Raw genomic sequence first — 23058 nt, forward strand, 5'->3', positions numbered from 1 at the left:
CCACCGTCCAGCGTCAGCAGATGGTGGGCACGCTTCGCTTTGCCCACCCTACGAATCCTGCGATGGCGAAGAGACCTACCCCCTGCCCTCCGCCGCCGTCGGCCGCCACACCAGCAACCGCTTTTCGACCAGCGTCACCACCATGTCGATCAGGATGACGAAGGCTGAGAGCACGAACATGCCGGCGAACACGGCGGCGACGTCGAACACGCCTTCGGCCTGCTGGATCAGGTAGCCGAGGCCTGCCGCCGATCCCAGATATTCGCCGACGACGGCGCCGACCACGGCAAAGCCGACCGCCGTATGCAGCGACGAGAACATCCACGACAGCGCCGACGGCCAGTAGACGTGGCGCGTCAATTGCCGCTCGTTCATGCCGAGCATGCGGCCGTTATCAAGCACCGTGTTCGAGACTTCCTTGACACCCTGATAGACGTTGAAGAACACGATGAAGAACACCAGCGTCACACCGAGCGCGACCTTGGACCAGATGCCGAGCCCCAGCCACAACGCGAAGATCGGCGCCAGCACCACGCGCGGCAGCGCGTTGATCATCTTGACATAGGGATCGAACACCGCGGCGACGAGCGGCTTGCGCGCGAACCAGAACCCGACCAGCACGCCGCCAATCGATCCGATCACGAAAGCGAGGATCGATTCCCAAAGCGTGATAAAAAGGTGCTTCCAGATCACGCCCGTCGTGAACCACTTCACGACCTGGCTGCCGACATCGATCGGGTTGGAGAAGAAGAACGGCGGCAACAGAATGCGGCCGAACAGCGGGACAGTGGTGAGGACGTGCCACATCGCGAGCGCAACGACCGCGACCAGCAATTGCAGCGACAGCAGCGTCAGGCGCGACATCAGCCTGCCTCCGCCGCTTGCGTCGACTGTACATAACCCTTCATTACTTCGTCCTTCAGCACGCTCCAGATTTCGCGGTGCAGTTCGTGAAATTGCTTTTCCATTCGCACTTCCGAGATGTCGCGCGGGCGCGGCAGCGTCACCCGCCAGTCGCCGATGATGCGTGCCGAGGGGCCGGCCGACATGATGACGACGCGGTCGGCGAGCGCGATCGCCTCTTCGAGATCGTGGGTGACGAACAGCACCGCCTTGCGGTCGGCGTTCCACAATTCGAGCAGCAGATTGCCCATGATCTGCCGGGTCTGCGCATCCAAGGGACCGAACGGCTCGTCCATCAGGAGGATTTTGGGATCACGGATCAGCACCTGCGCCAGGCCGACGCGCTTGCGCTGGCCGCCGGACAGCATGTGCGGATAGCGGTTGGCGAAAGCGCCAAGCCCCACCGAGGTAAGCCAGCCCTGCGCCCGCTGCAGCGCCTGCTCGCGCGGCGCGCCCTTGATCTCCAGCCCGATCGCGACATTGTCGATCGCGGTCTTCCAGGGAAACAGCGCGTCCGCCTGGAAGAGATAGCCGGCGTCGCGGTTGAGGCCGGCCAGCGGCTGGCCGAAGATCCTCACCGATCCCGCCGCCGGCTTCAGCAGCCCGGCCGCGACGTTGAGCAGCGTCGATTTCCCGCATCCGGTCGGGCCCACGATGGCGACGAATTCGCCATGGGCCACGTTCAGGCTGGCCCGTTCCACCGCCGTATAGACGCGATCCCCGGCCACGCGAAACGCCACCGTCGCATCGTCAAGCGCGACCGCGGCCGGCTGTGCGGTATCTGCCATATTTCTCCCCAAATCTTTGGAGGGATGCCTTAGCGGTTACGCGGGATAAGTTCAACGCGGCGTCATGACGTGGTAGTTGGTCTCTTACCCTCCCCCTCCAGGGGAGGGTGAAGAATTCGAGACCGCATGAACCCTCCTCTGATCGCCTACGGAAATGTCGGAAAAACATTCGATGGCGGCCGCGTCGTCGCCGTCGACGATGTCTCGCTCGATGTCGCCGAGGGTGAGTTCCTCGCCATTGTCGGCGGCTCCGGTTCGGGCAAGACCACGCTGCTGCGGCTCGCCAACCGGCTGATCGAGGCGGATACCGGCACCATCACGGTAGAAGGCGAGGATGTGCGCAACGTCGATCCGATCCTGTTGCGGCGGCGGATCGGTTATGTGTTCCAGAGCGGCGGGCTGTTTCCGCATCTCACCGTCGCCGGCAATGTGGGTATCACCCCAAAACTTCTGGGCACGCCGCCTGCGGAAATTTCCGCGCGGGTGGATGAACTGCTCGATCTTGTCAGGCTCGATCGCGCGCCATATCGCGACCGCCTGCCGCACGAACTTTCCGGCGGCCAGCGCCAGCGCGTCGGCGTGGCGCGGGCGCTCGCCGCAAGGCCGCGCATCGTGCTGATGGACGAGCCGTTCGGCGCGCTCGATCCACTCACCCGCGACGCGCTCGGCGAGGATTTTCGCGAGTTGCATCGCAAGCTCGGCCTGACCACGGTCATGATCACCCATGACATGACGGAAGCGATCCTGCTCGCCGACCGCATCGCGGTCATGCGCGGTGGGAAACTGCTGGCACAAGGCACGCCAGCCGAGTTGTCCGCCTCCAACGATCCCTATGTCGGCGAACTCCTGCGCACACCACGGCGACAGGCCGAGCGACTGGGTGCGCTGCTGCCGCAGGACGGTGCGGCATGAACATGTCAGCAGATCCGCGCCTGGCGGAAGCATGGGGCCACCTGCCCGACTATCTCGGCAGCCACGTCCGGGTCAGCCTCGCCGCGCTGGCGCTGGGATTGATCGTCAGCCTGCCGCTCGCGATTCTTTCGCGCCACCGGCCGGTGCTGCGCGGCGCGCTGCTGGGAATCGCCAGCATCGTGCAGACGGTGCCGGGGCTGGCGTTGCTCGCACTGTTCTATCCGCTGCTGCTGGCGCTCGCGGCGCTGTCGCTGTCATGGTTCGGCGTCGGCTTTTCCGCGTTCGGATTTTTGCCCGCGGTGCTGGCGCTGGCGCTCTATTCGATGCTGCCGGTGCTGCGCAACACCATCACTGGCCTGCAGGGCGTCGATGCCGCGATTCTTGAGGCGGCGCAGGGTGTCGGCATGACGCCGCGACAATCGCTGTTCACGGTGGAACTGCCGCTGGCGCTGCCGGTGATGATGGCGGGCATCCGCACTGCGGCGGTCTGGGTGATCGGCACCGCAACGCTGTCGACGCCAATCGGCCAGACCAGCCTTGGCAATTACATCTTTGCAGGGCTGCAGACCCAGAACTGGGTGTTCGTGCTGTTCGGCTGCGTTGCCGCCGCCGTGCTGGCGCTGGCGGTGGATCAATTGCTGGCGTTGATCGAAAGCGGATTGCGTAACCGCAGCCGTCTGCGCGCTGCGCTCGGCGGCGCCGGGATCGCGGTGCTGGTCGTCGCTACGCTGGCGCCGGCGATGACACGCCCGCAAACGGGCTACGTCGTCGGCGCCAAGACCTTTACCGAGCAATATGTGCTCTCCGCGTTGATCGGGCAGCGGCTGAAGGCGGCCGGGCTCTCCGCGACGACGCGCGAAGGTCTCGGCTCCAGCGTGATCTTCGAGGCGCTGAAGGCTGGCGATATCGACGTCTATGTCGATTATTCAGGCACGCTGTGGGCCAACCAGTTCCAGCGCAACGATATCAGGCCGCGCCAGGAGCTGGTGGCTGAACTGAAGATGCTGCTCGCAAGGCAGAACATCACGCTCCTGGGCGAACTCGGCTTCGAGAACGCCTATGCGCTGGTGATGCCGCGCAAGCGCGCCGAACAACTCGGCATCCGCACCATCGCCGACCTCGCCTCGCGCGCGGCCAACATGACGATCGCCGGCGACTATGAATTCTTCTCGCGGCCCGAATGGACGGCGCTGCGCAAGACTTACGGGCTCTCGTTCCGCGGGCAACGACAGATGCAGCCGGACTTCATGTATGCGGCGGTCGCCTCCGGCGAGGTCGACGTCATCGCCGGCTACACCAGCGACGGACTGATCGCGAAATACGACCTGGTCACGCTTGGCGACGTCAGGCACGCGATCCCGCCCTATGACGCCATCGTGCTGCTGGCGCCGAAGCGCGCCGATGACGACGGCTTGCAGAAAGCGCTTGCGCCACTGCTCGGCAAGATCGACATCGCGACGATGCGCGAGGCGAATTTGCGCGCGGCCGGTAACGATGCGGCGAGTTCGGCGGATGCGGTCGCGCAGTGGCTGTGGGAGAAGGTGGGGAAGAAGTGAGGTGTGCCGACGGCCCCTCCCCGTCATTGCGAGCGTAGCGAAGCAATCCATCGTGCCGCAGGCCGTAGGGTGGGCAAAGCGAAGCGTGCCCACCATTCTATTCGCCGAATGCCCCCTTGATGTCGTGCAGATCGCCACCCCAATCCTCGGCGAGCACTCCTCGATCTACATAACGGTGGAAACTGCTATGCGGCCAATCGGATACGCGCGTGACATACCCATGCTTCACCGGGTTGAAATGAATGTAATCGACATGACGTTCGAAATCTTCGTCATCTCGAATTGCATGTTCCCAGTAACGGCGCTGCCAGATGCCTTTTTCTCGTTTGGCGACCTTACTCTTTGATCTGGCTTGAGCGTCGAGGCCGCGCGAAAATCCACTCTTTATAAGGCTCCACCGCGTAGAAAAATCTGCGCCGCCGTCCGGCAATGCCCAAAGCGCGTGAATATGATCCGGTAGGACACAGATCGCGATTGTTTCAAATGGGTGTTGTCGTTGAACGGTCTGATAGATGCGCCTTAGGCGATCGACTTCTTCAACCAATAACGCGCTCGGTCGCTGCGCGAGGACGACGGTGAAGAAGAAGATGCTGCCCTTGGCACGAACATATCGCGGCATGAAATACCATACCGCAACCTGACGTAGTTTGAAAGATGGTGGGCACGCTTCGCTTTGCCCACCCTACGAGATCTCGCAATAACGGAGAGAGCTACAGCCCCTTGATCATCCCGACGTCGATCAGCATCCGGTTGAATCTCCGTGCCTCCGCGCCTTTCTTGCAGGTATAGAATGCGCCCTTGCAGCGGAGCATGATGCTCTTCTGCTCCGCGAATGTCGGATCGAGCGGGATGCCGGCGGCTTCCTGCAGCACGAGGGGGATGTAGGCCGCATCGAGGGTTTCGAGCGCGGACGACAGATTGGCGGGCGAATAGTTGATGCCGTCGATGGCGTAGTAGGTGGAATAATAACGCGGGTCGGTCGCCATCAGGCGCTTCGCCAGCGATTTCCGATCGATCCCGGGCTCGAGCATTTTTTGCGAAATCGCCGGCTGGTGATCGCCGAAGCGCAGTACGAGGAACTGTTCGTCCGGGTAATCGCGCTTCAGCCGCTCGGTGAATGCGCGATAGTCGTTGGCCGTCATGGTCTGGCGGCGGATGTACTCGTCGACCTCGGCGGTGTTGCCGGGTGGCGTCCAGCCCGGAGGCGTCAGGTCGGACCGGTAGACGTCGGTCCAGGGAAAATGATTGGCGGTGAGGTAGACGAACATGAACACCGGCGATTGTGACGGCTGCTCGCGCGCAAACGCCTTCAGGGCCTGATCGTAATAGAAGGTGTCGGGCTGCATATCCTCGTTCACGCCCATCTCGGCCATGTCGATGAAGCGGTCGACGCCGGTGCCCTTCTGGAAGGCGCGCGCGCTGAGGAAATCGCCATAGGTCGGATAAAGCGAGATGGTCTTGTAGCCGCAATTCTGCAGCGCCTGCGGCAACCCGCGTGTCACGCGGCCGGCGGTGATCCGCGTGACATAAAACTTCAGATCGCCGAACGAGCGCGCCGACAGGCCGGTCAGCACGTTGAACTCAGTGTACCACGTCGGGCCGCCGGTCGACTCCGCGATCATGGTCCGGCGCTTGCCGTCGACCGACTTGAAGAAATCGGTATAGCCCACCGGCACCTTGATGCCGGGGGCCGAGGTGACGTCAAAACTGGACTCATCGAGCAGCAGAATGATGTGCGGCCGCTTGGCCGCCGGATCGCAGGCCGTGGCAGGCGGCAGCATCACAGGACGTGCGGCGTACGCTTCCGAGCCCAGGCGCAGCGGGCGATCCGCCGGCGGATCGGCCTCGATCCAGCCGGTCGAAGCCAGCCGCGACACGGCCACCACGCCCGAGCGCGCCAGATTGGAAATATGATTGACGCCCTGGAACGGCTCCCATGCCTGCTCGGGCGATGCGACCGACATCGCCGCGATCAGCGCGGCCGACGCCGCCACGCCCGTCAGTGCAGCGCGGCGGCGCACACGGAACGGATCGAAGCGCCAGATCAGCCACAACAGCGGAACCGCGACGAGACCTGCCACGATCAACTGCATCTGCAAGCGCGGAAACACCGAGAGCAGAAACGAAAACGTATCGCGGTCGATGATCAGGAAGTCGAGGAACGTCAGCGTCAGCTGCAGGATGCCGAATTTGAAGTGCGACAACACGATCAGGATCACGATGAAGGCCAGCGCCAGCGCGGCGCTGACGCCGGGACGCTGCAGCACGACCAAGAGGAAGCAGTTCACGAACACCCATGCCAGAACGGACAGCGTGATCGCGAACGGCCCGTATTCGGTGGTCAGGAGGACCGCGAGCGCGGCCAAATGGATCGCCGCGACCAGGCCTGCCAGCGCAAAGAACCGGACGCCGCGCTCATCTGCGCGCGAGCGTTCGCTCCTTCCGGGTTCCGCAACGGCTGACATGCTCTCTAAAGCCCTTTTATAAAACCTGCCTCGATCAATAACCGGTTGAACCTGCGCGCTTCGGCGCCGTCCTTGCAGGCGTAAAATACTCCCTTGCAACGGAGCATGATGTTCTTCTGTTCCTCGAACGACGGGTCGAGCGGAATGCCGGCAGCCTCCTGGATCACCAGCGGCAGATAGGCTGCGTCGATCTTGTCCATGACCGCGGGGCTCTTCACCGGCTCGAAATTGATGGCGTCGATCGCGTAGTAGGTGGTGAAGTAGCGCGGGTCGTAGGTATCGAACTTGCGGACGACCTTGGCTTCATCCAGACCGGGGTCCAGCAGGTTCGAGGAAAACTCCGGCTGGTGGTCGCCGTAGCGCACGATCAGGAACGGCTGCGCCGGGAACTTCTTCTTCAGGCTGGCGACGAAGCCCGCGTAATCGTTGGCGCTCATGGTCTGGCGGCGCAGATATTCATCGACCACGGGCTCGTTGCCCGGCTTGCGCCAGGAGGGCAGCAGGTCGGGACGGAATTTGGTTTCCCAGGGGAAATGATTGGCGGCGAGATAGACGAAGGTGAACAGCGGCGTGTTGGCCGGCTGCTCGGCAATGAGTTGCACCGCCTTGTCGTAGAAGAAGCTGTCCGGTTCGATGCCCTTCGCGCCGAGGTCGCGCGCATCATAGAAGTGCTGGATGCCGGTGGAGGTCTGGAATCCGCGCGCGCCCATGAAGGCGCCATAGGCCGGATAGAGCGAGAGGGTGCTGTACCCGCAGCGGCGTAGCGCCAGCGGCAGTCCGCGCTCGACGCGGCCCGAGGCGATGCGGGTGACGAAATAGGAGAAGCGGCCGAACGAGCGCGACGACAGGCCGGCCAACACGTTGTATTCGGCCATCCAGCTTGCGCCGCCGCTGCTCTCGGCCATGAACTTGCGCTCGCGGCCGTCGAACGACTTGAAGTGGCTGCCATAGCCCGGCGGCACCTTGACGCCATTGGCTTGACGGATGTCGAAGCTCGACTCGTCATGGATCATGATGATGTGCGGGCGGCGCCCGGCCGCCTGACAGGAATCCTCCAGCGGCACCTTCAAGCGTTCGGCGACCACCGCGTCCGATTCCATGAAGCCGTAATTGGCGAAGTCGGAAACCGCCGTCACGCCCGAGCGGGCGAATTTGGAGAGGTAGCCGTCGTCGTAATAGCCGTGCCAGGCCTCATCGGGCCAGGCAATGGAATAGCCGGTCAGCGCGGCGAGACCGGCCAAAAGGCCTGCTACCGCCGGCAGGCGGCGGATGCGGAACGGATCGAGCCACCACAGCGCATACATCAGCGGCAGGATGACGAGGGATGCGCCGACCACGCTCCAGCGCAGATTCGGGAAGATCGTGAACAGGTAGGCCGCGGTGTCGCGGTCGATCACCATCAGGTCGACGAAGTTCGCGGTCATCTGCACGACGTCGTGCTTGAGCCGCGACAGCAGCACCAGCAGCACGACCAGCGTCAGCGACAAGGCGCCCGACAGCGCCGGGCGCCGCAGCAGTGCAATAAAGAAGAAATTCAGAATCCCCCAGGCCAGCGCAAAACCCAGGCGGCCGCCAAAATCGGCTTCGGTGTGCAGCAGGATCGCCAGCGCCGCCATGTGCGGCGCAGCAACGGCCGAAAGGCGCCAAAAGCCGATCGCGGCAAGGCCGGCGGCAAGTGTGGTGGCGGAAGGCCCTGAATTTGGCGCGGGCGCCATCGGAGGTACGCAACATCACCCGGCGCAATGCAAAGCCTTGGCTGGCGACGTGCCAGGAGACGCACGACCCAGCCGGAACCTGCGTCGCGTCACAAAAACGTAGTGGAATCGTCATGAACGCGCAATGAATTTGCCCCCGATCGACGACGCAGTGGTGAATACGGCGAGGTAGTCATTCCGGGATGGTTCGAAGCGAACCCGGAATGACTTCATCCGCGTCGTGCAATGCCCTCGATGAAGAGATCGAGGATCGCCTCGGCGGTCCGTTCGGCCTCGGCGGCGCCGACGCCCCAACGCGGGAAATGGCCGTCGATATTCATCCGGGCAAAGCCATAGACCAGCGCCCGTCCGGCGATCTGGACCTGCTTGAGGTCGGGGGTACGGAGCTGGCCTGCTGCAAACGCGTCCGCCAGCGTCCGCTCGGTCAGCCCGATCAGTTCGGCATTGTCGCTGGAGATGGTGACCGCCCGGTCATGGTCGAAAAAACGGCGGCTGGAAATGATCTCGAAATGGGTCGGGTTGCGCATCGCCCAGCGGAGATAAGCAAGCCCGAGGCAGCGAAAGCGCCCGAGCGGATCGCCGCCCGGCGCCCCGGCCAGCGCGGCCTCGATCTCTGCGCGGAACCGCCGCTGCGCCTCTTCCGCCACCGCCTGCATCAGCGCATCGCGGCTCGGAAAATGCCGGAACGGCGCCCCCGGCGAGACGCCGGCGCGGCGGGCAGCCTCCCGGACGCTGACCGCCTCCGCGCCGCCCTCGCCGACCAATTGCAGCGCGGCATCGATCAGGACCCGCCGGAGGTCGCCGTGGTGATAGGGCTTGGGCGCAGGCGCCCGGGCTGCGCGACGGCGGAGTTTGGCGGTGGATGATTTCACAGCGGGAGATTTGGCGGCGGGGCGCATGGCCTTCTCCTAGCATCACCAGCTTGTGAATGTAAGCGCTGATTACACCAATTGACCAGATCCGCGCAACGTATGTAACTGATGATTACATTACCATCCGCATCATTCCGAGCGCAGCGAAGCAATCCACTCTTTCTTTCCGCGGCGACATGGATTGCTTCGCTGCGCTCGCAATGACGGCGTAGACATCAGGGGGACGACATATGGCGACGCGTCAAAACTGGTTCGATGGCTGGCGGCTGTTCGCCCTGCTCTCGCTGACCCTGCTGGCTCTCAGCATCTGGATCGCCGGCATGCGCGCATTCGAGGTCGAGGGCGTGCGCATGGTGATCCGCTTCACCGCGCGGACTTCGCTGCTGCTGTTCTGCCTCGCCTTCGCGGGTGCGGCGCTGGCACGGCTATGGCCGAACGCATCGACGCGATGGCTGCGCCGCAACCGCCGCTATCTCGGCGTCACCTTTGCCGCCTCGCACGCCATCCACGCGGCCGCCATCCTGGCCTTCGCGGTGATGGACCCGGTCGGTTACGCAGCCGCGACCTCGATCGCCTCCTACATCTTCGGCGGCATCGGCTACGCCTTCATCATCGCCATGACCGCAACCTCATTCGACCGCACCGCGTCCGCGATCGGCGCGCGCGCCTGGCGCCGGCTGCATCTCGCCGGCGGCTATTATCTGCTGTTCCAGTTCATGGTGTCGTTCGGCAAGCGGATCCCGGACATGCCGCCCTACGCGCTGTTCCTGATTCCGCTCGTCGCCGTGTTCGCGCTGCGGATGATTGCGATGGCGCCGCGTGCGCAGGCTCCGGCGCGGGCGGGATGATCGAAGCAACCCTAATGCCGCTGCCATCCTGCTTTGATGGATGCTGAAATAGCATCGACGAACAAGCGGGTCTTCGTCGGCACGAGACGGCCCGGCGGCAAGACGGCGTAGACCCCGCCTTCACCTCTTCCGGTCCATCCGGGAAGCACTTGAACAAGTTTGCGCGCCTTCACCGATGGACCAACGAGCCAATCGGGCAACAAAGCAATACCGGCGCCTTCAAGGGCGGCCATGAAGATAACCTCCGAATTATCGGCAACGAGGTTGCAGTTCGGACGTACGGTCTTGCGCTGTCCTTCTCTGGTCAGCATCCAGTCCGGCCAATAGGGATGGCTCGGAAATCCCAGACAGGCATGGTCCTTCAAATCGGCCGGCGTACGCGGCCGACCGTGGGCCTCGAGGTAGCTCGGCGCGGCTATCAAGATGTTCCTGTAGGAAGCCATGCGCTTTGCCGTCAACGAACTGTCGCTTAGCACTCCGACGCGGATTGCCACGTCAAACCCGTCCGCGACGACGTCCACGATCCGGTCGGTGAAGTGAGCATCGATCCGGATCTGCGGATGTTGTGCCAGGAACGGCGCGAAGGACGGGGCAATCCAATGCCGCCCAAAGGTGACCGGCAGCGATATCTTCAAAACGCCTTGAGGACTCGCCGCGAAATCGCTTGCCTCGGTGGTGGCACTCACAAGCTCGCCCAGAAGAGCCTGAACCCGCCTGAAGTAGAGAGCGCCGACTTCGGTGAGCGACACGCGCCGCGTCGTGCGCGAGAGCAGCCGGACGCCAAGCCGCTGCTCAAGCTGGCTGACGCGCCGGGAGATCACCGATGCGTCGCGTCCGATCTGCTTCGCAGCGCCAGCGAAGTTGCCAGCCTCGCCGACGGCAACGAAGGCTGTCAGTTCCTCCAGTGATCCATGCTCCGACAATTCCTGCATGATTTGCACGAGTTTAATGCCGTCGAACCCGATTATCGGCACGGCCTGCACGTTCTACATCGGGCGCATCGAAAGGTCGAAGGGAAACACGCCATGAAGACATTTCTCAGCATCGGAGCCGGCCCAGGCATGGGCTTCGCGACCGCCGAGCGGTTCGCCAGGGAGGGATTCCAATTGATTTTGGCCGCCCGGAACGCGGCCAGAACCGAGCAGTTAGCCGACAAGCTCAAGTCGAAAGGGTACAGGGCCGAAGTTCGAACGGTGGATTCGAGCAATCCGGAGAGCGTCGCCAAACTGGTCGCGGAAGTCGAAAAGCAGCACGGCTCCATCGACGTCTTGCACTACAACGCTGCCGCCATGCGCAAGGCGACCCTCGCGGAGCAGCCGCGCGACACCTTCAATGGCGATCTGGCCGCGAACATCGGCGGCGCCCTCGTTGCTGCTCAGGCCGTCGCTCCGAAGATGGAAGAGCAGAAGTCCGGTGCGATCTTGTTGACGGGAGGCGGCTTCGCGCTTGCTCCCAGCCCGGACTATCTGTCGCTCAGCATCGGCAAGGCCGGCATCCGTGCGTTGGCGCTTGGGCTCTTCGAGCCCTTCCGGGAAAAGGGAATCCACGTCGCGACGGTGACGGTCGCTGCGTTCGTGTCGCCGGATTCAAAGGAAGCCGCATCGGTCGCCGAGCACTTCTGGCGCCTTTACAGCCAGCCGCGGGACGCCTGGACCGCCGAAGCAACCTACAGTCCGGCCAACGTCTGAACGGCGAACCGATCCCATCGATCGCCAACACCGACCGCAGCAGGCCGACTGCCGGCCTGGGCAAGGGAGCAATTCTGGAGAACGAGATGACTTCGGCAATTCGAATAGAAACCACGGGAGGACCTGACGTCCTCAGGCTCGAGCAGGTCGAACAGGAAGCTCCCAAGTCCGGTCAAGCCTGGATAGAGCACGACGCCATTGGCGTGAATTACCTCGACGTCACGCAACGCAATGGCGCGGTGCCGATACCGCTGCCGAGCGGTCTCGGACTGGAGGGCGCGGGACGCGTCACGGCGATTGGCCCCGATGTCGAGAACGTCGCGGTCGGCGATCGGGTCGGCTACGCGCTCGGTCCCCTTGGCAGCTATGCGACCGGCCGCCTCTATCCCGCTAATCGTCTGGTCAAGCTTCCGGACGCAATCAAGTCCGAGGATGCGGCGGCGGTGATCTTCAAGGGCATCACGGCCCAGTACCTCATCAAGAGCACGTTTCAAGTCAAGTCCGGGACGACGGTTCTGCTTTATGGCGCCGCTGGAGCGCTCGGCCAGATCCTCGCGCCCTGGGCGAAGCACTTGGGCGCCTTCGTGATCGGTGTCGTATCGAAGGACGCGAGCGCTCCGCGCGCGAAGGCGGCGGGATGCGATGCCGTCGTAATCTGGAACGAAGACCTTCCGGCCGAGATCAGGCGGCTGACGGCTGGTCGTATGGCCGACGTCGTCTATGACGGTGTCGGACGGACCACGTTTGCCGCCTCATTGGACAGTCTGCGGCCGCGCGGTACGATGGTGTCGTTCGGCGCCTCGACGGGCGCGCCTCCGCCGGTAGAAGTTGGAACGCTTAACGCCAAGGGCTCGCTCTTTCTGACGCGTCCCGGACTGGCTGCGCACGCGACCGAGATCGGCGAATATCGTGAGCGCGTCCTCGACGTGTTCGACGCCGTGGAACGCGGTATCATCAAGCCGTCGGTCTGGAAGACCTACGCATTGTCCGATGCTGCGGGCGCGCACGAAGCCCTCGAACACGGAAGGTCGGCCGGCGCCATCGTTCTGAAACCGTAAGTGGAAGCCGCCATTGACGCCGTACTTCACGATGGCCGCGGCGCGTGGCGCTCTGTACGCGGCCGCCCTTCATGATTCTGAAGCGATGTGAGCAGCGTCCTCGAGTCCGCGCTAATCACCGGTCAGCAAATGGTACTTCCGCCCGAGCCGGCGATGCACAGACATCACGGCACGGTCGACGTCACTGATCAGGCTGTCACCGAGAAACACGTTGGGAATTTCCCAGTTTCGTCCCTCGCGGATGTTGGGAAGCCCGCGCACGGCAGGAACGGACGCGGTTTCGCATCCCGGCTGGCTGCGAAGCGCCTGGTCAGCGATCTCGGTCAATTCCGCCCTGGTCTTGCCGGTCGTCACTGCTGGCCGATGCCTTCCAGCTCCTTGGCGCGCGCTTCCGTCATGCTGCGCATGCATTCGCCGGCTTCGAGCCGCGCGATGGTGCCCTCGCCCATTCCGTAATAGAGGCAGTTGGCGTCGCGATACTGGATCCACAGCCGCTGCGCGGCGCGGAACTGTTCGCGCTGCTTGTCACCCGCGGCGCCCAGTGCCTTCTGATAGGCCGTGTTCAGGCGCTTGTCCCATTGCGCGGTCTTCGCCTTGAGGCATTCGACCATCTGGTAGGTGTTGCCGTCGCAGGATTGTTCTGACACGTCCTGATCGCCCGCATGGGCGATCGAGACCAGCGCCAGCAGCGTCGCGGCGCCGAGTACGGTTCGCAGCATCATGCTCATCCCTGCGGCGTCAGCCCGAGGCGTTTGGCGACGATCCTGTCGATTGTGCGCTTGGGCAACACGGCAGCCATGAACAGCTGCATCGGATCAGGCGTGATTGTGTAGCGCACTTTCGGCTTCGGCAGCGTCAAGGCCTCGAAAACCTTCTCGGCAATCATCTCGGCCGGCAATCCCTTCGCACCAAGCGCAAGCATATAGGCGCGGATCTTTTCCAGCGCCGGCAAATACGGCGAGTTCTTGTAGGGCGAGATGTCGACCTCCTCGGCCTTGCTCCAGATCGGCGTCTTGACCGCGCCCGGCGCGATGATGATGACGTCGATCCCGAACAGCATCAGCTCGCGGCGCAGGCTCTCCGACAATCCCTCGATGGCGTGCTTGGAGGCGGAATAGGCCGAGGTCATCGGATTGCCGTTCTTGCCGGCGACCGAGGAGATCATCACGATCCGTCCCTTCGGCCCCTTCAGGGTCGGATCGGAGCCGAGCAGCGGCCCGAACGCCTGGGTCGCGATGATCGGCCCGATGAAATTGACCTCCATCTGGCGGCGGAATTCGTCGGCGGCGAGCTCCAGCACCGGACCTGACACCGCGATCCCGGCATTGTTGACGAGGCCGGCCAGCGTTTCGCCATTCAGGACGGCGCGAACCTCGCGCCCGGCGGCCAGCACCGCGGCCTCGTCGGTGACGTCGAAGATCAGCGGCGTGAAGCTCGGCCCGAACTCGCCTTTGAGGCGGTCGGCGTCGGCCTGCTTGCGGACGCTGCCGAACACGCGGAAGCCGCGGTCGAGCAGCAATTTTGCACTGGCCCAGCCGATGCCGGTGGAAGCGCCGGTGACGACGACAGATCTCATGGTCCAAGCCCTTGGTCGGAGGTTTTAATGAAGTTCGTCGTGAAGGAATGCTTAAGCGCCGGTTGGCGTGCTTCCTTCGCGGGGTGCGTCCAGCCTTGACGGCGTCTTGTTCGGCAAGTTGCTATTCGATTTTTCCCGGGAACGGTTTGGTGAGGATAGCAGCCGGACCGGGATACCGGAAGCGGCGCCGCAAGCCCGATCCTGTCAGACATGCGCGATTTATCGCGTGAAATCGCCGCATACGCCCCGATCGCCTTGGTAAAGCAATTCGCAACGCGGCATTTGCAATGCTCGGCATGCTTTCGACGTCGGCGTGGCCGACGGCGATCGAAATCCATGTATTGCCCGTTTCGGATGCAGCCACGTGTAGTCCTGCCCGGCCACGCCTTTAACGCGGGTGTAAGGCTCGGCTCGCCATGGTGTGCGCCAACCCATCAACAACCGACAGGCTGCCCAGAATGGTGCAACAGCCCGCACACTCGATCATTGCCGAACTCGAAGACGCCGTCAGGGGCGGTTCATCCGCCAAGCGGGTGGAAACCCTGCGGCAGGTCACCGACCTCTTCCTCAACGACGGAGAACGTCTCAGCGACGACCAGGTCAAGGTCTTCGATGACGTGCTCTGCCTCCTGATCGCGCGCGTCGAAACGCGGGCCAAGGCGGAGCTTTCCAAACGGCTGGCGCCGCTCGACTACGCCCCGTTCGAGGTGATCCAGCATCTCGCCTGGGACGACGAGATCGAGGTCGCCAGCAATGTACTGACCCATTCCAGCCGACTCGGCACCGACGTGCTGGTTGAAATCGCCAGCAGCAAGGGACAGGACCACCTGCTCGCGATTTCCGGCCGCGCCGAACTGCCCGCGGCGGTGACCGACGTCATCGTCGACCGCGGCGAAGGCCAGGTGATCCGCAAACTCGCCAACAATGCCGGCGCCAGGTTTTCCGACCAGGGCTTTTCCAGCATCGTCGCGCGCGCCGGTGCGGACGATGAGTTGGTCGAGGCCCTCGGCCTGCGCGCCGATTTCCCGCAAAAGTTCATGGGTGACCTGCTGCGCCGCGCCAAGGAGACGGTCCGCGCCCGGCTGCTCGCTATCGCGCCGCCCACGGTGCAGGAAGAGATCAAGCGGGTCCTGAACGACATCGCCCGCGAGGCGCCGCCCCCAAGCCGCAGCTTCGGCGTTGCCGAGGAGCTGGTGAAGCTGATGAAGGGGCTGAACGAACTCGACGATGCGGCGGTCTACAAATTCGCCGAATCGAACAAGTTCGACGAGGTCACCGTAGCGCTGGCGGTTCTCAACGAAATGCCGGTGGAAATGACGGCCAGGCTGATGGAAGGGCCGCGGGCCGACCTGATCCTGATTCCCTGCCGCTCGGCGAAGCTGAACTGGCCGACGGTCGAGTCGATCCTGCGCAACCGGCCGGTCAAGCCAGCGATCAGCGAACAGACGCTGGAGATCGCGCAACGCGATTTCCGCAAGCTGTCGATGGAGACGGCCCAGCGCACCGTCCGCTTCTGGCAGTTGCACAACAAGATCGAGAAAGAGCCGATCATCCGGACGCATTGAGTCCGGCCGGACAAGCGGCATCTATCAAGGTGCCGCTTCGCTGCGCTGATCCAACAGGTGAGCGCGCAGAACGTAGCGCTCCCGCGCCCGGCTCGCTTGAGGATCGGCCTGATCCGCGAGCGGCACACGCATCGAATGCAGATTAAGAACCCACGCTTTGAATCTGCAAACGCTGGCTTTTTCGTCGCTGATGTAACTGGTGAGATTGCTTCGCGCCTAGAATGTGCGTGACGCATCAGTTCTTCGTTTCGGCGGGGCTGGCGTGCTGCGAGCGGCGCGTTGAAGAATGTGCTTGAAGCATCAATCCTTCAAGGAAACGGCGAGACCGCGGGGCGCGATCTCGCCGGATATTGTCGAGCAAGACTTAAGATTTGGTGTTTCAATACCGGTCTGCCCCGGAGCCGTAGGGTGGGCAAAGGCGCATCGCGCCGTGCCCACCATCTCTCCCAGGCGTCACCGTTAGTGGTGGGCACGCTGCGCTTTGCCCACCCTCATATGAGGCGTTTTGAGTCAAGCATCCCGACAGGGCTTGGATGTGATTTTTACGTTCGGTGGAGCGGCGGCGCGCGGAGCCATGCGTAGCGCAGCGTGCCGCCGCGGTCGGTGCGCTCAGGGACTGGCTTCCGGCGATTTATGCAGTTGCTCACTGCATCACCTCATATCCGGTCGGACCGCTGTGATCCGCACCCACATTCCGCATGCATGCGGCGAGGAAGCCACGAGGATGAGACCCATCTACGAAACAGCCTGTTTGCTGGCCCAAGGGTGGCACGGTCACCATCCATCCCGCGCTGACCGCGGCAGATGCCGCGACGCTGACGCGTTCGTTGAAAGTGGTTAGATCTTTACGGCCTTGAGCACCGCGCCTTCCGGCACGAGACCGGTCGTGAGGTAGCGCCACAGCGCCACCATCAGCTTGCGCGCCAGGGCGACGATGGCGACGCGCTTGATGCGCTTGCCGGCATCGAGCGTGCGCTTGCGGTACTCCAAGGTCAGCTTGCTGTCCGGCTGATGCCGCAGCCACAGCCAGGCCAGTTCGATCGCGGCACAGCGGGCGCGCGGGTTGCCCGCCTTGCTGATGCCCTGGTCGCGGTCGATGCCGCCGCTCCGCCATGGACTGGGCGTCAGTCCGAAATAACTCCCGACCTCGCGGCGATTGCGGAAGTCCTTGTAGAACACCTCGCTGGTCAGCGTCGTCGCGAACGCCGGGCCGAGACATTTGAGCCGGCGCAGCAGTTCGCTGCGCCGGGTCATCTCGGCTTCCGCAGGCATTGGCTCCGCTGCGGCCGCCTCCTGCGCGAGCACGTCGAGCCGATCGCGCACCAGCATCAGCCGCGCGTGCTCGTGTCGGATCTCGCTCAGCATCCGCGGCGGCACCGCCTGGCCTTGCCAATCCCGCTGCGTTGCCAGCCAGCTCAGCCAGTCGCGCCGCCGCGGGTTCCCGACCGCCATGCCCCGCAGCCGCAGCAGTGCCTTGATCCGGTTGGTGTGAGCGGTTTGCTCCTTGATCAGCCGGTCGCGTTCGCGGCTGCCGCGGCGGGCGTCCTCCTGTTCGGCTGCAGGCACCCGGACGATCCGCACCACCCGCGGCTCGCCGCGCAGATACGCCATCAGCGTGCGCAGCATCCGCTCGCCATCGATCCGGTCGGTCTTCACCCGCCGCGCCCGCTGGTCCACCGCAATGCTGGCGGGATCAAACACGTAGTTCGTGATGCCGGCCGCCAGCAGCAGCCGGTGCAGCCAGAACCCGTCGTAGCCCGCCTCGTAGCAGCTCGCCACCGCCGGAACGCCTCCCAGCGTTCGAGCCGCCCGCTCCCGAACCCGACCCACCAACGCCAACAGCTCGGCATGATCGCCACCCTCCAGCTTGTGGTGCGATATCTTGTCCTTGTCCGGGCTGTGCAGCGCGACCCGCCAGCTCCGCTGGCTCAGTTCGATTGCAACGAAAATTGTGCCAATATGGCCGGCGGTGGGCGTGGCTACGGTGGATGCTTGCATCTGACTCTCCGAGGGGTTCGAGTGTGGAAACCCAAACCTTATCGGAAAGGCCACGCTCACCGCCTCATGGAATCTACCAGACCGGCGCTTGCCTTAGTTCTTGGTCTTGTCGACCAGCGCGCCCTTCTTGATCCACGGCATCATGTCGCGGAGCTTGGCGCCGACTTCCTCGATCGGGTGGGCGGCGAGCTTGGCGCGGGTCGCCTTGAATGAGGTCTGGTTGACCTTGTTCTCCAGCATCCAGTCGCGGGCGAACTTGCCGCCCTGGATGTCGGCGAGGACGCGCTTCATCTCGGCCTTGGTTTCGGCGGTGACGATCCGCGGGCCGGTGACGTATTCGCCGTACTCGGCGGTGTTGGAGATCGAGTAGTTCATGTTGGCGATGCCGCCTTCATAGATCAGGTCGACGATCAGCTTCACCTCGTGCAGGCACTCGAAATAGGCCATCTCGGGGGCGTAGCCGGCTTCGACCAGCGTCTCGTAGCCGCCCTTGATCAGCTCGACCAGGCCGCCGCAGAGCACCACCTGCTCGCCGAACAGGTCGGTCTCGCACTCTTCCTTGAAGGTGGTTTCGATGATGCCGGCGCGGCCGCCGCCGATGGCCGAGGCGTAGGAGAGACCGAGGTCATGGGCGTTGCCCGAGACGTCCTTGGCGATCGCGATCAGGCAGGGCACACCGCCGCCGCGCTGGTATTCCGAGCGCACGGTGTGGCCGGGGCCCTTCGGCGCGATCATCAGCACGTCGAGATCGGCGCGCGGATCGAGCAGGTTGAAGTGAACGTTGAGGCCATGGGCGAAGACGAGCGCGGCGCCCTTCTTCATGTTGTCGTGCAGGTGCTCGCGGTAGATGTCGCCCTGCAGTTCGTCCGGGGTCAGCATCATGACGAGGTCGGCCCATTTGGCGGCCTCGGCGACTTCCATCACCTTGAAGCCGGCGGCTTCCGCCTTCTTGGCTGAGGCCGAGCCCTTGCGGAGCGCAATGGCGACTTCCTTGACGCCGGAGTCCTTCAGGTTCAGCGCATGGGCGTGGCCCTGGCTGCCGTAGCCGACGATGACGACCTTCTTGCCCTTGATCAGGTTCAGGTCGGCGTCGCGATCGTAATAAACACGCATGGTCGTTTCCTCAAGCGATGGCCAAAAAGGGCCGGTTAATCAGGCATTTGGGTGGGTGGTGACCGCCGGTCGCCCGCGAATTTCCGGCGTTGTCTAGAGCATTTTCCTGCCCATGGGAAACCCGTTTATGCATGGCCCGGTGCGGCATCATGCGTCCATGAAGACCGGATAGAGCGAGGCCAGCAGCAGCACCGCCATGACGATGTTGAAGGCCCGCACCGCCCGGCGGGAGGTCAGGACCGGCCGCAGCGCGGTGCCGAACAGGGCCCAGGCGGTGCAGGACAGGATCCCCAGCAGCAGGCTGAGGCCGACCTGGATCGCGATGTTCCAGGGATAGGCGGCGATCGCCGCATAGGCGGTGATGGTGCCGATCACCATGACCCAGCCCTTGGCGTTGACCCACTGGAACATGGCCGCGCCCCAGAACGTCATCGGATGGCCGCGGCTTTTGTCCTCCTCGGCGGAAGGCGGTTCGGACATCGCGATCGCCCAGGCCAGATAGATCAGATAGGCCGCGCCGGCATATTTCAGGATGGTCTGCAGCACCGGATAGGCGATGAAGATGGTGCCAAGCCCAAGGCCGACCGCACCGACCATGAAGGCAAATCCGACCGTGATGCCGAGGATGTGGGGGATGGTCGGACGAAAGCCGTAAGTGAGCCCCGACGACAGCAGCATGATGTTGTTCGGCCCTGGCGTGAAGAACATCACGGTGGCGAACATGACGAAGGCGATCAGTAGCGATTGCGACATGGGGGCCTCACGCGATCTTTGGCAGAACTTGTTTTTCTGAAGCCTGGGTAGGTTTGGACAGCAGCATGACGGCGATGCCGCCGACCACGGTGATCATGCCGGCGAGCCGCAGCGGCCCGAAGGTTTCACCGAACACCACGCTCGAGGCCGCGGAACCGACGAATGGCACCAGCAGCGCGAACGGCACCACCTGCGCCGCCGGATAGTCCCGCAGCAGCCGGCCCCACAGCCAGTAGGCGATGCTGGTGGAGATGCCGCCGAGACCGATCATGCACATCAGGCCGGTGAGCGACATGTGGGTCAGCGCATGCCAGGTCGGCTGCAGGCCATTGCTGACCAGCGTCAGCGCCAGCAGCGGAACCGCCGCGACTAAACACAGCCATGCGAACAGGTCGAACATCGGCACGCCCTGCGCGCGCCGGAGCAGCAGGTTGCCGGCCGCGAAGCTGAGCGGCGAGATCATCAATATGGCGAAAGCGCTGACGCTGAAATCGTAACCGACGGTGCCGCAGATCATCAGCAGGCCAACCGTGGCGATGCCGATACCGACCGTCTGCCACGGGCCCGGTCGCTCGCGAAACAACAGCGCGGCAAAGCCGATGGTGAACAGCGCCTGGCTCTGCACGATCACGCTGGAGAGGCCGACGGGAACGCCATGCGCGATAGCGAAGGCCTGCGCCAGAAACTGGCCGAGGAACAGTGTGAAGCTGATCGAGACCAGCACCGTCCACGAAACCTTCGGCCGCGCCACGAACAGGCACGGCAAGGCGGCGATGGAAAAGCGCAGCGTCGTCATCAGTTCCGGCGAAAACTCGTCGAGCGCGATCCGGCTGGCCACGAAAGCAAGGCCCCAGATCACCGCTACCAGCACGGCGATGCAGACATCCGCCGGTTTCATTTTTTTCTAGCTCTGTTGGTCCGGCTTTGGCTTGCGCAGGAGATAGGTGCCGTGAAGCGGCGCGTGATAGTCGACCGATTCCAGCGTGAAGCCGATATCGGTCAGCATGCGCTCGATGACCCAGCCGAAGGTCGAGTACTCGTCGCGCATATGCGTGACCACGCCTTCGCGCTGGAAATCGTGGTTCTTGATGGTGAAATCGGCCCATTGGTCGACATCGCGCTCGACGCCGTCGGGCATGCTGACGAAGACGATGTCGCGCAGGTAGAAGTTCGCGCCGGGCTTCAGCGCGGCATAGATCCGCGCCAGCGCCACCGCTTTCCAGAAATCCGGCAGATGATGCAGCGTGAATTCGCTGACGATCAGATCGTAGGAATTGGGCTGGTAGGCAAAGCTCAGCATGCCGGCCGGCTGGGTGCGGATCGCGATCTTGCGGTCGCGGGCCTGGATATCGGCAAGCGCCAGCATGGCCGGCGATATGTCGATGGCATCGACCTCCGCCCCCATCAGCGCCGCTTCGCAAGCCAGCACGCCGTTGCCGCAACCGATATCGGCCACCCGCCAGCCCGGCTGCACACCGAGCATGGTGAGCGCGGCGCGGGCACGCTCGTCGCTGTCGTCATGCCGGTCGTAGATCGAGGCGACCGCGCGATCGAGCCCGAGCCGCCTTCGTTGAGTGTAATACCAGTCACGCGCCAGCATGTTCACATCCCCTCAGGCCCACGCCCGATTGCGGCAACGCCAGTGCGCGATACCTCGAGAAGGCCGAGCGGGCGCATCAGGTCGATAAATTGACTGATCTTCGATGAGTTGCCTGTGATCTCGAACACAAAACTTTCGGTCGTGGCGTCGATCACGCGGGCGCGGAACGCATCCGCCAATCGCAGCGCCTCGACCCGGCTGTCGCCGCGGCCGACCACCTTCACCATGGCGAGTTCCCGCTCGATCGAGCGGCCGGTGATCGTCATGTCGACGACGCGGTAGACCGGGATCATGCGGTCGAGCTGGTGCTTGATCTGCTCGATCACCATCGGCGTACCCGTGGTGACGATGGTGATGCGCGAGAGATGTTTCTGGCTCTCGGTCTCGGAGACGGTGAGACTGTCGATGTTGTAGCCGCGGCCGGAGAACAGGCCGATCACGCGCGCGAGCACACCGGGCTCGTTCTGCACCAACACCGAGAGCGTGTGCGTCTCGTTGGGATCGTGGCGCTCTTCCAGGAAGTAGGCGGATGCGGGCTGGTTCATGGTCGTCCCCTTACATGTCCTCTCGTTACGCCATCGCCCGTTGCGCGGCTGCCGTGACATCCGTCCCGACCCATTTTCGGAACAGATCGAAATCGATATTGCCGCCTGACAGGATCAGGCCGACACGCTTGCCGGCGAGCTTTTGCTTTTCCTGCAGCGCGGCGGCGAGCGCGGCTGCGCCGGCGCCTTCGGCCAGATTGTGCGTATCGGTCCAGTAGGCGCGGATCGCGGCGCCGACCTCATCGTCGGTCACCTGCACGATGCGCGAGGCGCCCTTGCGGATGAGCGCGAAGGCGTCCGGATCGGGAATGCGCGTCGCCATGCCGTCGGCCAGCGTGTTGCTGGTTTCGGTGGTCACGATCTTTCCCGCAGCAAAGGACAGCGCGTAGGACGGCGCTTCGGTCGATTGCACGCCGACGATTTCCGTCTTCAGCCCGAGCAGGTCGCGCGCCATGATGCAGCCGGAGATGCCGGAGCCCTGCCCGATCGGCACGTAGAGAATGTCGAGGTCGGGCGCGGCGCGGAACAGTTCGAGCGCGTAGGTGGCGACGCCGAGCACGAGATCCCTGTGGAACGACGGCACCATGTGCAGGCCGGCGAACTGGGCGCGGCGCTGGGCTTCTTCGGCTGCCGCCTGAAAATCCTCGCCGTGCTCGACCAGCTCGGCGCCGAACGCGCGCATGGCGCGGTTCTTCTCCACCGAATTGCCTGATGGCACGTAGATCACCGCCGGAACGCCGTGACGGGAAGCCGCGAACGCCAGGCTCTGGCCGTGATTGCCGCGGGTGGCGGAAATGATCCCGGGCGTATTCGGCCGCTCGCGCTTCAGCCGGTCGAGATAGACCAGCCCGCCGCGCACCTTGAAAGCGCCGATCGGCGTGTGGTTCTCGTGCTTGACCACGACGCGCGTCCCCAGCCGCTGCGCGAGCAGCGGCCAGGCATGCGCCGGCGTCGGCGGCACCGCCTGCCCCACAATCCCATGCGCGCGTTCGAGCTCTGCGAGGTCAAACACTTCTCGATCCTCTCGTATGCTCGTCATCCCCGCGAATGCGGGGATCCAGTATTCCAGAGACGTTCGAAATGAATCGAGATGCCACGGCGTA

Annotated in this window: 23 protein-coding genes; 6 read left to right on the forward strand and 17 right to left on the reverse strand. The window is 63.9% G+C overall.

Translation table 11 applies throughout. The annotated features are described in order from the left end of the window. Positions 1-75: 75 nt before the first annotated feature. Entirely contained in the window at positions 76-864 is a 789-nt protein-coding gene (locus LMTR21_RS30530) for an ABC transporter permease (RefSeq protein ID WP_065755930.1), read from the reverse strand. Beyond that, complete coding sequence (locus LMTR21_RS30535) at positions 864-1691, reverse strand: ABC transporter ATP-binding protein (protein ID WP_065755931.1); 828 nt, start codon at positions 1689-1691, stop codon at positions 864-866. Before LMTR21_RS30535 ends, LMTR21_RS30530 begins: the two co-directional genes overlap by 1 nt. A 126-nt stretch (positions 1692-1817) precedes the next feature. Between LMTR21_RS30535 and LMTR21_RS30540 the strand changes: the two genes are divergently transcribed. After that, positions 1818-2603, forward strand: a complete 786-nt coding sequence (locus tag LMTR21_RS30540) for an ATP-binding cassette domain-containing protein (RefSeq protein ID WP_065755932.1) — start codon at positions 1818-1820, stop codon at positions 2601-2603. After that, a complete protein-coding gene (locus LMTR21_RS30545; protein WP_065755933.1) occupies positions 2600-4159 on the forward strand; it encodes an ABC transporter permease/substrate-binding protein in 1560 nt (519 codons plus the stop codon). Before LMTR21_RS30540 ends, LMTR21_RS30545 begins: the two co-directional genes overlap by 4 nt. 97 nt (positions 4160-4256) lie before the next feature. Here LMTR21_RS30545 and LMTR21_RS30550 read toward each other — a convergent pair whose 3' ends face one another. From LMTR21_RS30550 to LMTR21_RS30565, 4 genes are all read right to left on the reverse strand, one after another. Then, positions 4257-4778 (reverse strand): REP-associated tyrosine transposase, encoded by a 522-nt coding sequence (locus tag LMTR21_RS30550; RefSeq protein ID WP_187399238.1) that lies wholly within the window; start codon positions 4776-4778, stop codon positions 4257-4259. A gap of 91 nt (positions 4779-4869) precedes the next feature. Further along, positions 4870-6624, reverse strand: a complete 1755-nt coding sequence (locus LMTR21_RS30555) for a sulfatase-like hydrolase/transferase (RefSeq protein ID WP_084030932.1) — start codon at positions 6622-6624, stop codon at positions 4870-4872. 5 nt (positions 6625-6629) lie between these two features. After that, positions 6630-8339: a sulfatase-like hydrolase/transferase gene (locus LMTR21_RS30560; protein ID WP_065755935.1), complete on the reverse strand. Its 1710-nt coding sequence runs from the start codon at positions 8337-8339 to the stop codon at positions 6630-6632. A 209-nt stretch (positions 8340-8548) separates the two neighbouring features. After that, a complete protein-coding gene (locus LMTR21_RS30565; protein WP_065755936.1) occupies positions 8549-9238 on the reverse strand; it encodes a TetR/AcrR family transcriptional regulator in 690 nt (229 codons plus the stop codon). A gap of 203 nt (positions 9239-9441) precedes the next feature. Here LMTR21_RS30565 and LMTR21_RS30570 point away from each other — a divergent pair, with 203 nt between their 5' ends. Next, entirely contained in the window at positions 9442-10059 is a 618-nt protein-coding gene (locus tag LMTR21_RS30570; RefSeq protein ID WP_065755937.1) for a hypothetical protein, read from the forward strand. An 11-nt stretch (positions 10060-10070) separates the two neighbouring features. Here LMTR21_RS30570 and LMTR21_RS30575 read toward each other — a convergent pair whose 3' ends face one another. Beyond that, a complete protein-coding gene (locus LMTR21_RS30575) occupies positions 10071-11042 on the reverse strand; it encodes a LysR family transcriptional regulator (RefSeq protein ID WP_246174478.1) in 972 nt (323 codons plus the stop codon). A gap of 78 nt (positions 11043-11120) precedes the next feature. On the opposite strand from LMTR21_RS30575, the gene LMTR21_RS30580 reads away from it, so the two are divergent. After that, positions 11121-11747, forward strand: a complete 627-nt coding sequence (locus LMTR21_RS30580) for an SDR family oxidoreductase (RefSeq protein WP_246174486.1) — start codon at positions 11121-11123, stop codon at positions 11745-11747. Between the two features lie 86 nt (positions 11748-11833). Then, positions 11834-12805 (forward strand): quinone oxidoreductase family protein, encoded by a 972-nt coding sequence (locus LMTR21_RS30585; RefSeq protein ID WP_065755939.1) that lies wholly within the window; start codon positions 11834-11836, stop codon positions 12803-12805. 111 nt (positions 12806-12916) lie between these two features. Here LMTR21_RS30585 and LMTR21_RS30590 read toward each other — a convergent pair whose 3' ends face one another. The 3 genes from LMTR21_RS30590 to LMTR21_RS30600 are packed head-to-tail and all read right to left on the reverse strand — an operon-like array spanning position 12917 to position 14381. Next, entirely contained in the window at positions 12917-13159 is a 243-nt protein-coding gene (locus LMTR21_RS30590) for a hypothetical protein (protein WP_065755940.1), read from the reverse strand. Next, a complete protein-coding gene (locus LMTR21_RS30595) occupies positions 13156-13524 on the reverse strand; it encodes a lysozyme inhibitor LprI family protein (protein WP_065755946.1) in 369 nt (122 codons plus the stop codon). The genes LMTR21_RS30590 and LMTR21_RS30595 overlap by 4 nt, the downstream gene beginning before the upstream one ends. A gap of 5 nt (positions 13525-13529) precedes the next feature. After that, positions 13530-14381 (reverse strand): SDR family oxidoreductase, encoded by an 852-nt coding sequence (locus LMTR21_RS30600; protein WP_065755941.1) that lies wholly within the window; start codon positions 14379-14381, stop codon positions 13530-13532. Between the two features lie 458 nt (positions 14382-14839). Here LMTR21_RS30600 and LMTR21_RS30605 point away from each other — a divergent pair, with 458 nt between their 5' ends. Then, on the forward strand, positions 14840-15946 hold the full coding sequence (locus LMTR21_RS30605; protein ID WP_065755942.1) for a DUF2336 domain-containing protein: 1107 nt from the start codon (positions 14840-14842) through the stop codon (positions 15944-15946). A gap of 837 nt (positions 15947-16783) precedes the next feature. Here the strand turns inward: LMTR21_RS30605 and LMTR21_RS30610 are convergent. The 7 genes from LMTR21_RS30610 to LMTR21_RS30640 form a co-directional block, all read right to left on the reverse strand. Continuing rightward, positions 16784-17944, reverse strand: coding sequence for an IS110 family RNA-guided transposase (locus LMTR21_RS30610; RefSeq protein WP_148636028.1), 1161 nt, complete (start codon positions 17942-17944; stop codon positions 16784-16786). Positions 17945-18037: 93 nt separating this feature from the next. Next, positions 18038-19057 carry a ketol-acid reductoisomerase gene (gene ilvC, locus LMTR21_RS30615; protein ID WP_065752640.1) on the reverse strand — a complete coding sequence of 340 codons (1020 nt, stop codon included), beginning with the start codon at positions 19055-19057 and terminating at the stop codon, positions 18038-18040. Positions 19058-19204: 147 nt separating this feature from the next. Further along, entirely contained in the window at positions 19205-19810 is a 606-nt protein-coding gene (locus tag LMTR21_RS30620) for a LysE family translocator (RefSeq protein WP_065752641.1), read from the reverse strand. A gap of 7 nt (positions 19811-19817) precedes the next feature. Beyond that, positions 19818-20708 (reverse strand): EamA family transporter, encoded by an 891-nt coding sequence (locus LMTR21_RS30625; RefSeq protein ID WP_065752642.1) that lies wholly within the window; start codon positions 20706-20708, stop codon positions 19818-19820. A 6-nt stretch (positions 20709-20714) separates the two neighbouring features. Next, a complete protein-coding gene (locus tag LMTR21_RS30630; protein ID WP_065752643.1) occupies positions 20715-21410 on the reverse strand; it encodes a class I SAM-dependent methyltransferase in 696 nt (231 codons plus the stop codon). Between the two features lie 2 nt (positions 21411-21412). Continuing rightward, positions 21413-21955: an acetolactate synthase small subunit gene (gene ilvN, locus LMTR21_RS30635; protein WP_057838623.1), complete on the reverse strand. Its 543-nt coding sequence runs from the start codon at positions 21953-21955 to the stop codon at positions 21413-21415. A gap of 25 nt (positions 21956-21980) precedes the next feature. After that, positions 21981-22967 carry a threonine dehydratase gene (locus LMTR21_RS30640; RefSeq protein WP_065752644.1) on the reverse strand — a complete coding sequence of 329 codons (987 nt, stop codon included), beginning with the start codon at positions 22965-22967 and terminating at the stop codon, positions 21981-21983. Positions 22968-23058 lie beyond the last annotated feature (91 nt).

It is taken from the genome of Bradyrhizobium paxllaeri (genome assembly GCF_001693515.2).
GTDB classification, from domain to species: domain Bacteria; phylum Pseudomonadota; class Alphaproteobacteria; order Rhizobiales; family Xanthobacteraceae; genus Bradyrhizobium; species Bradyrhizobium paxllaeri.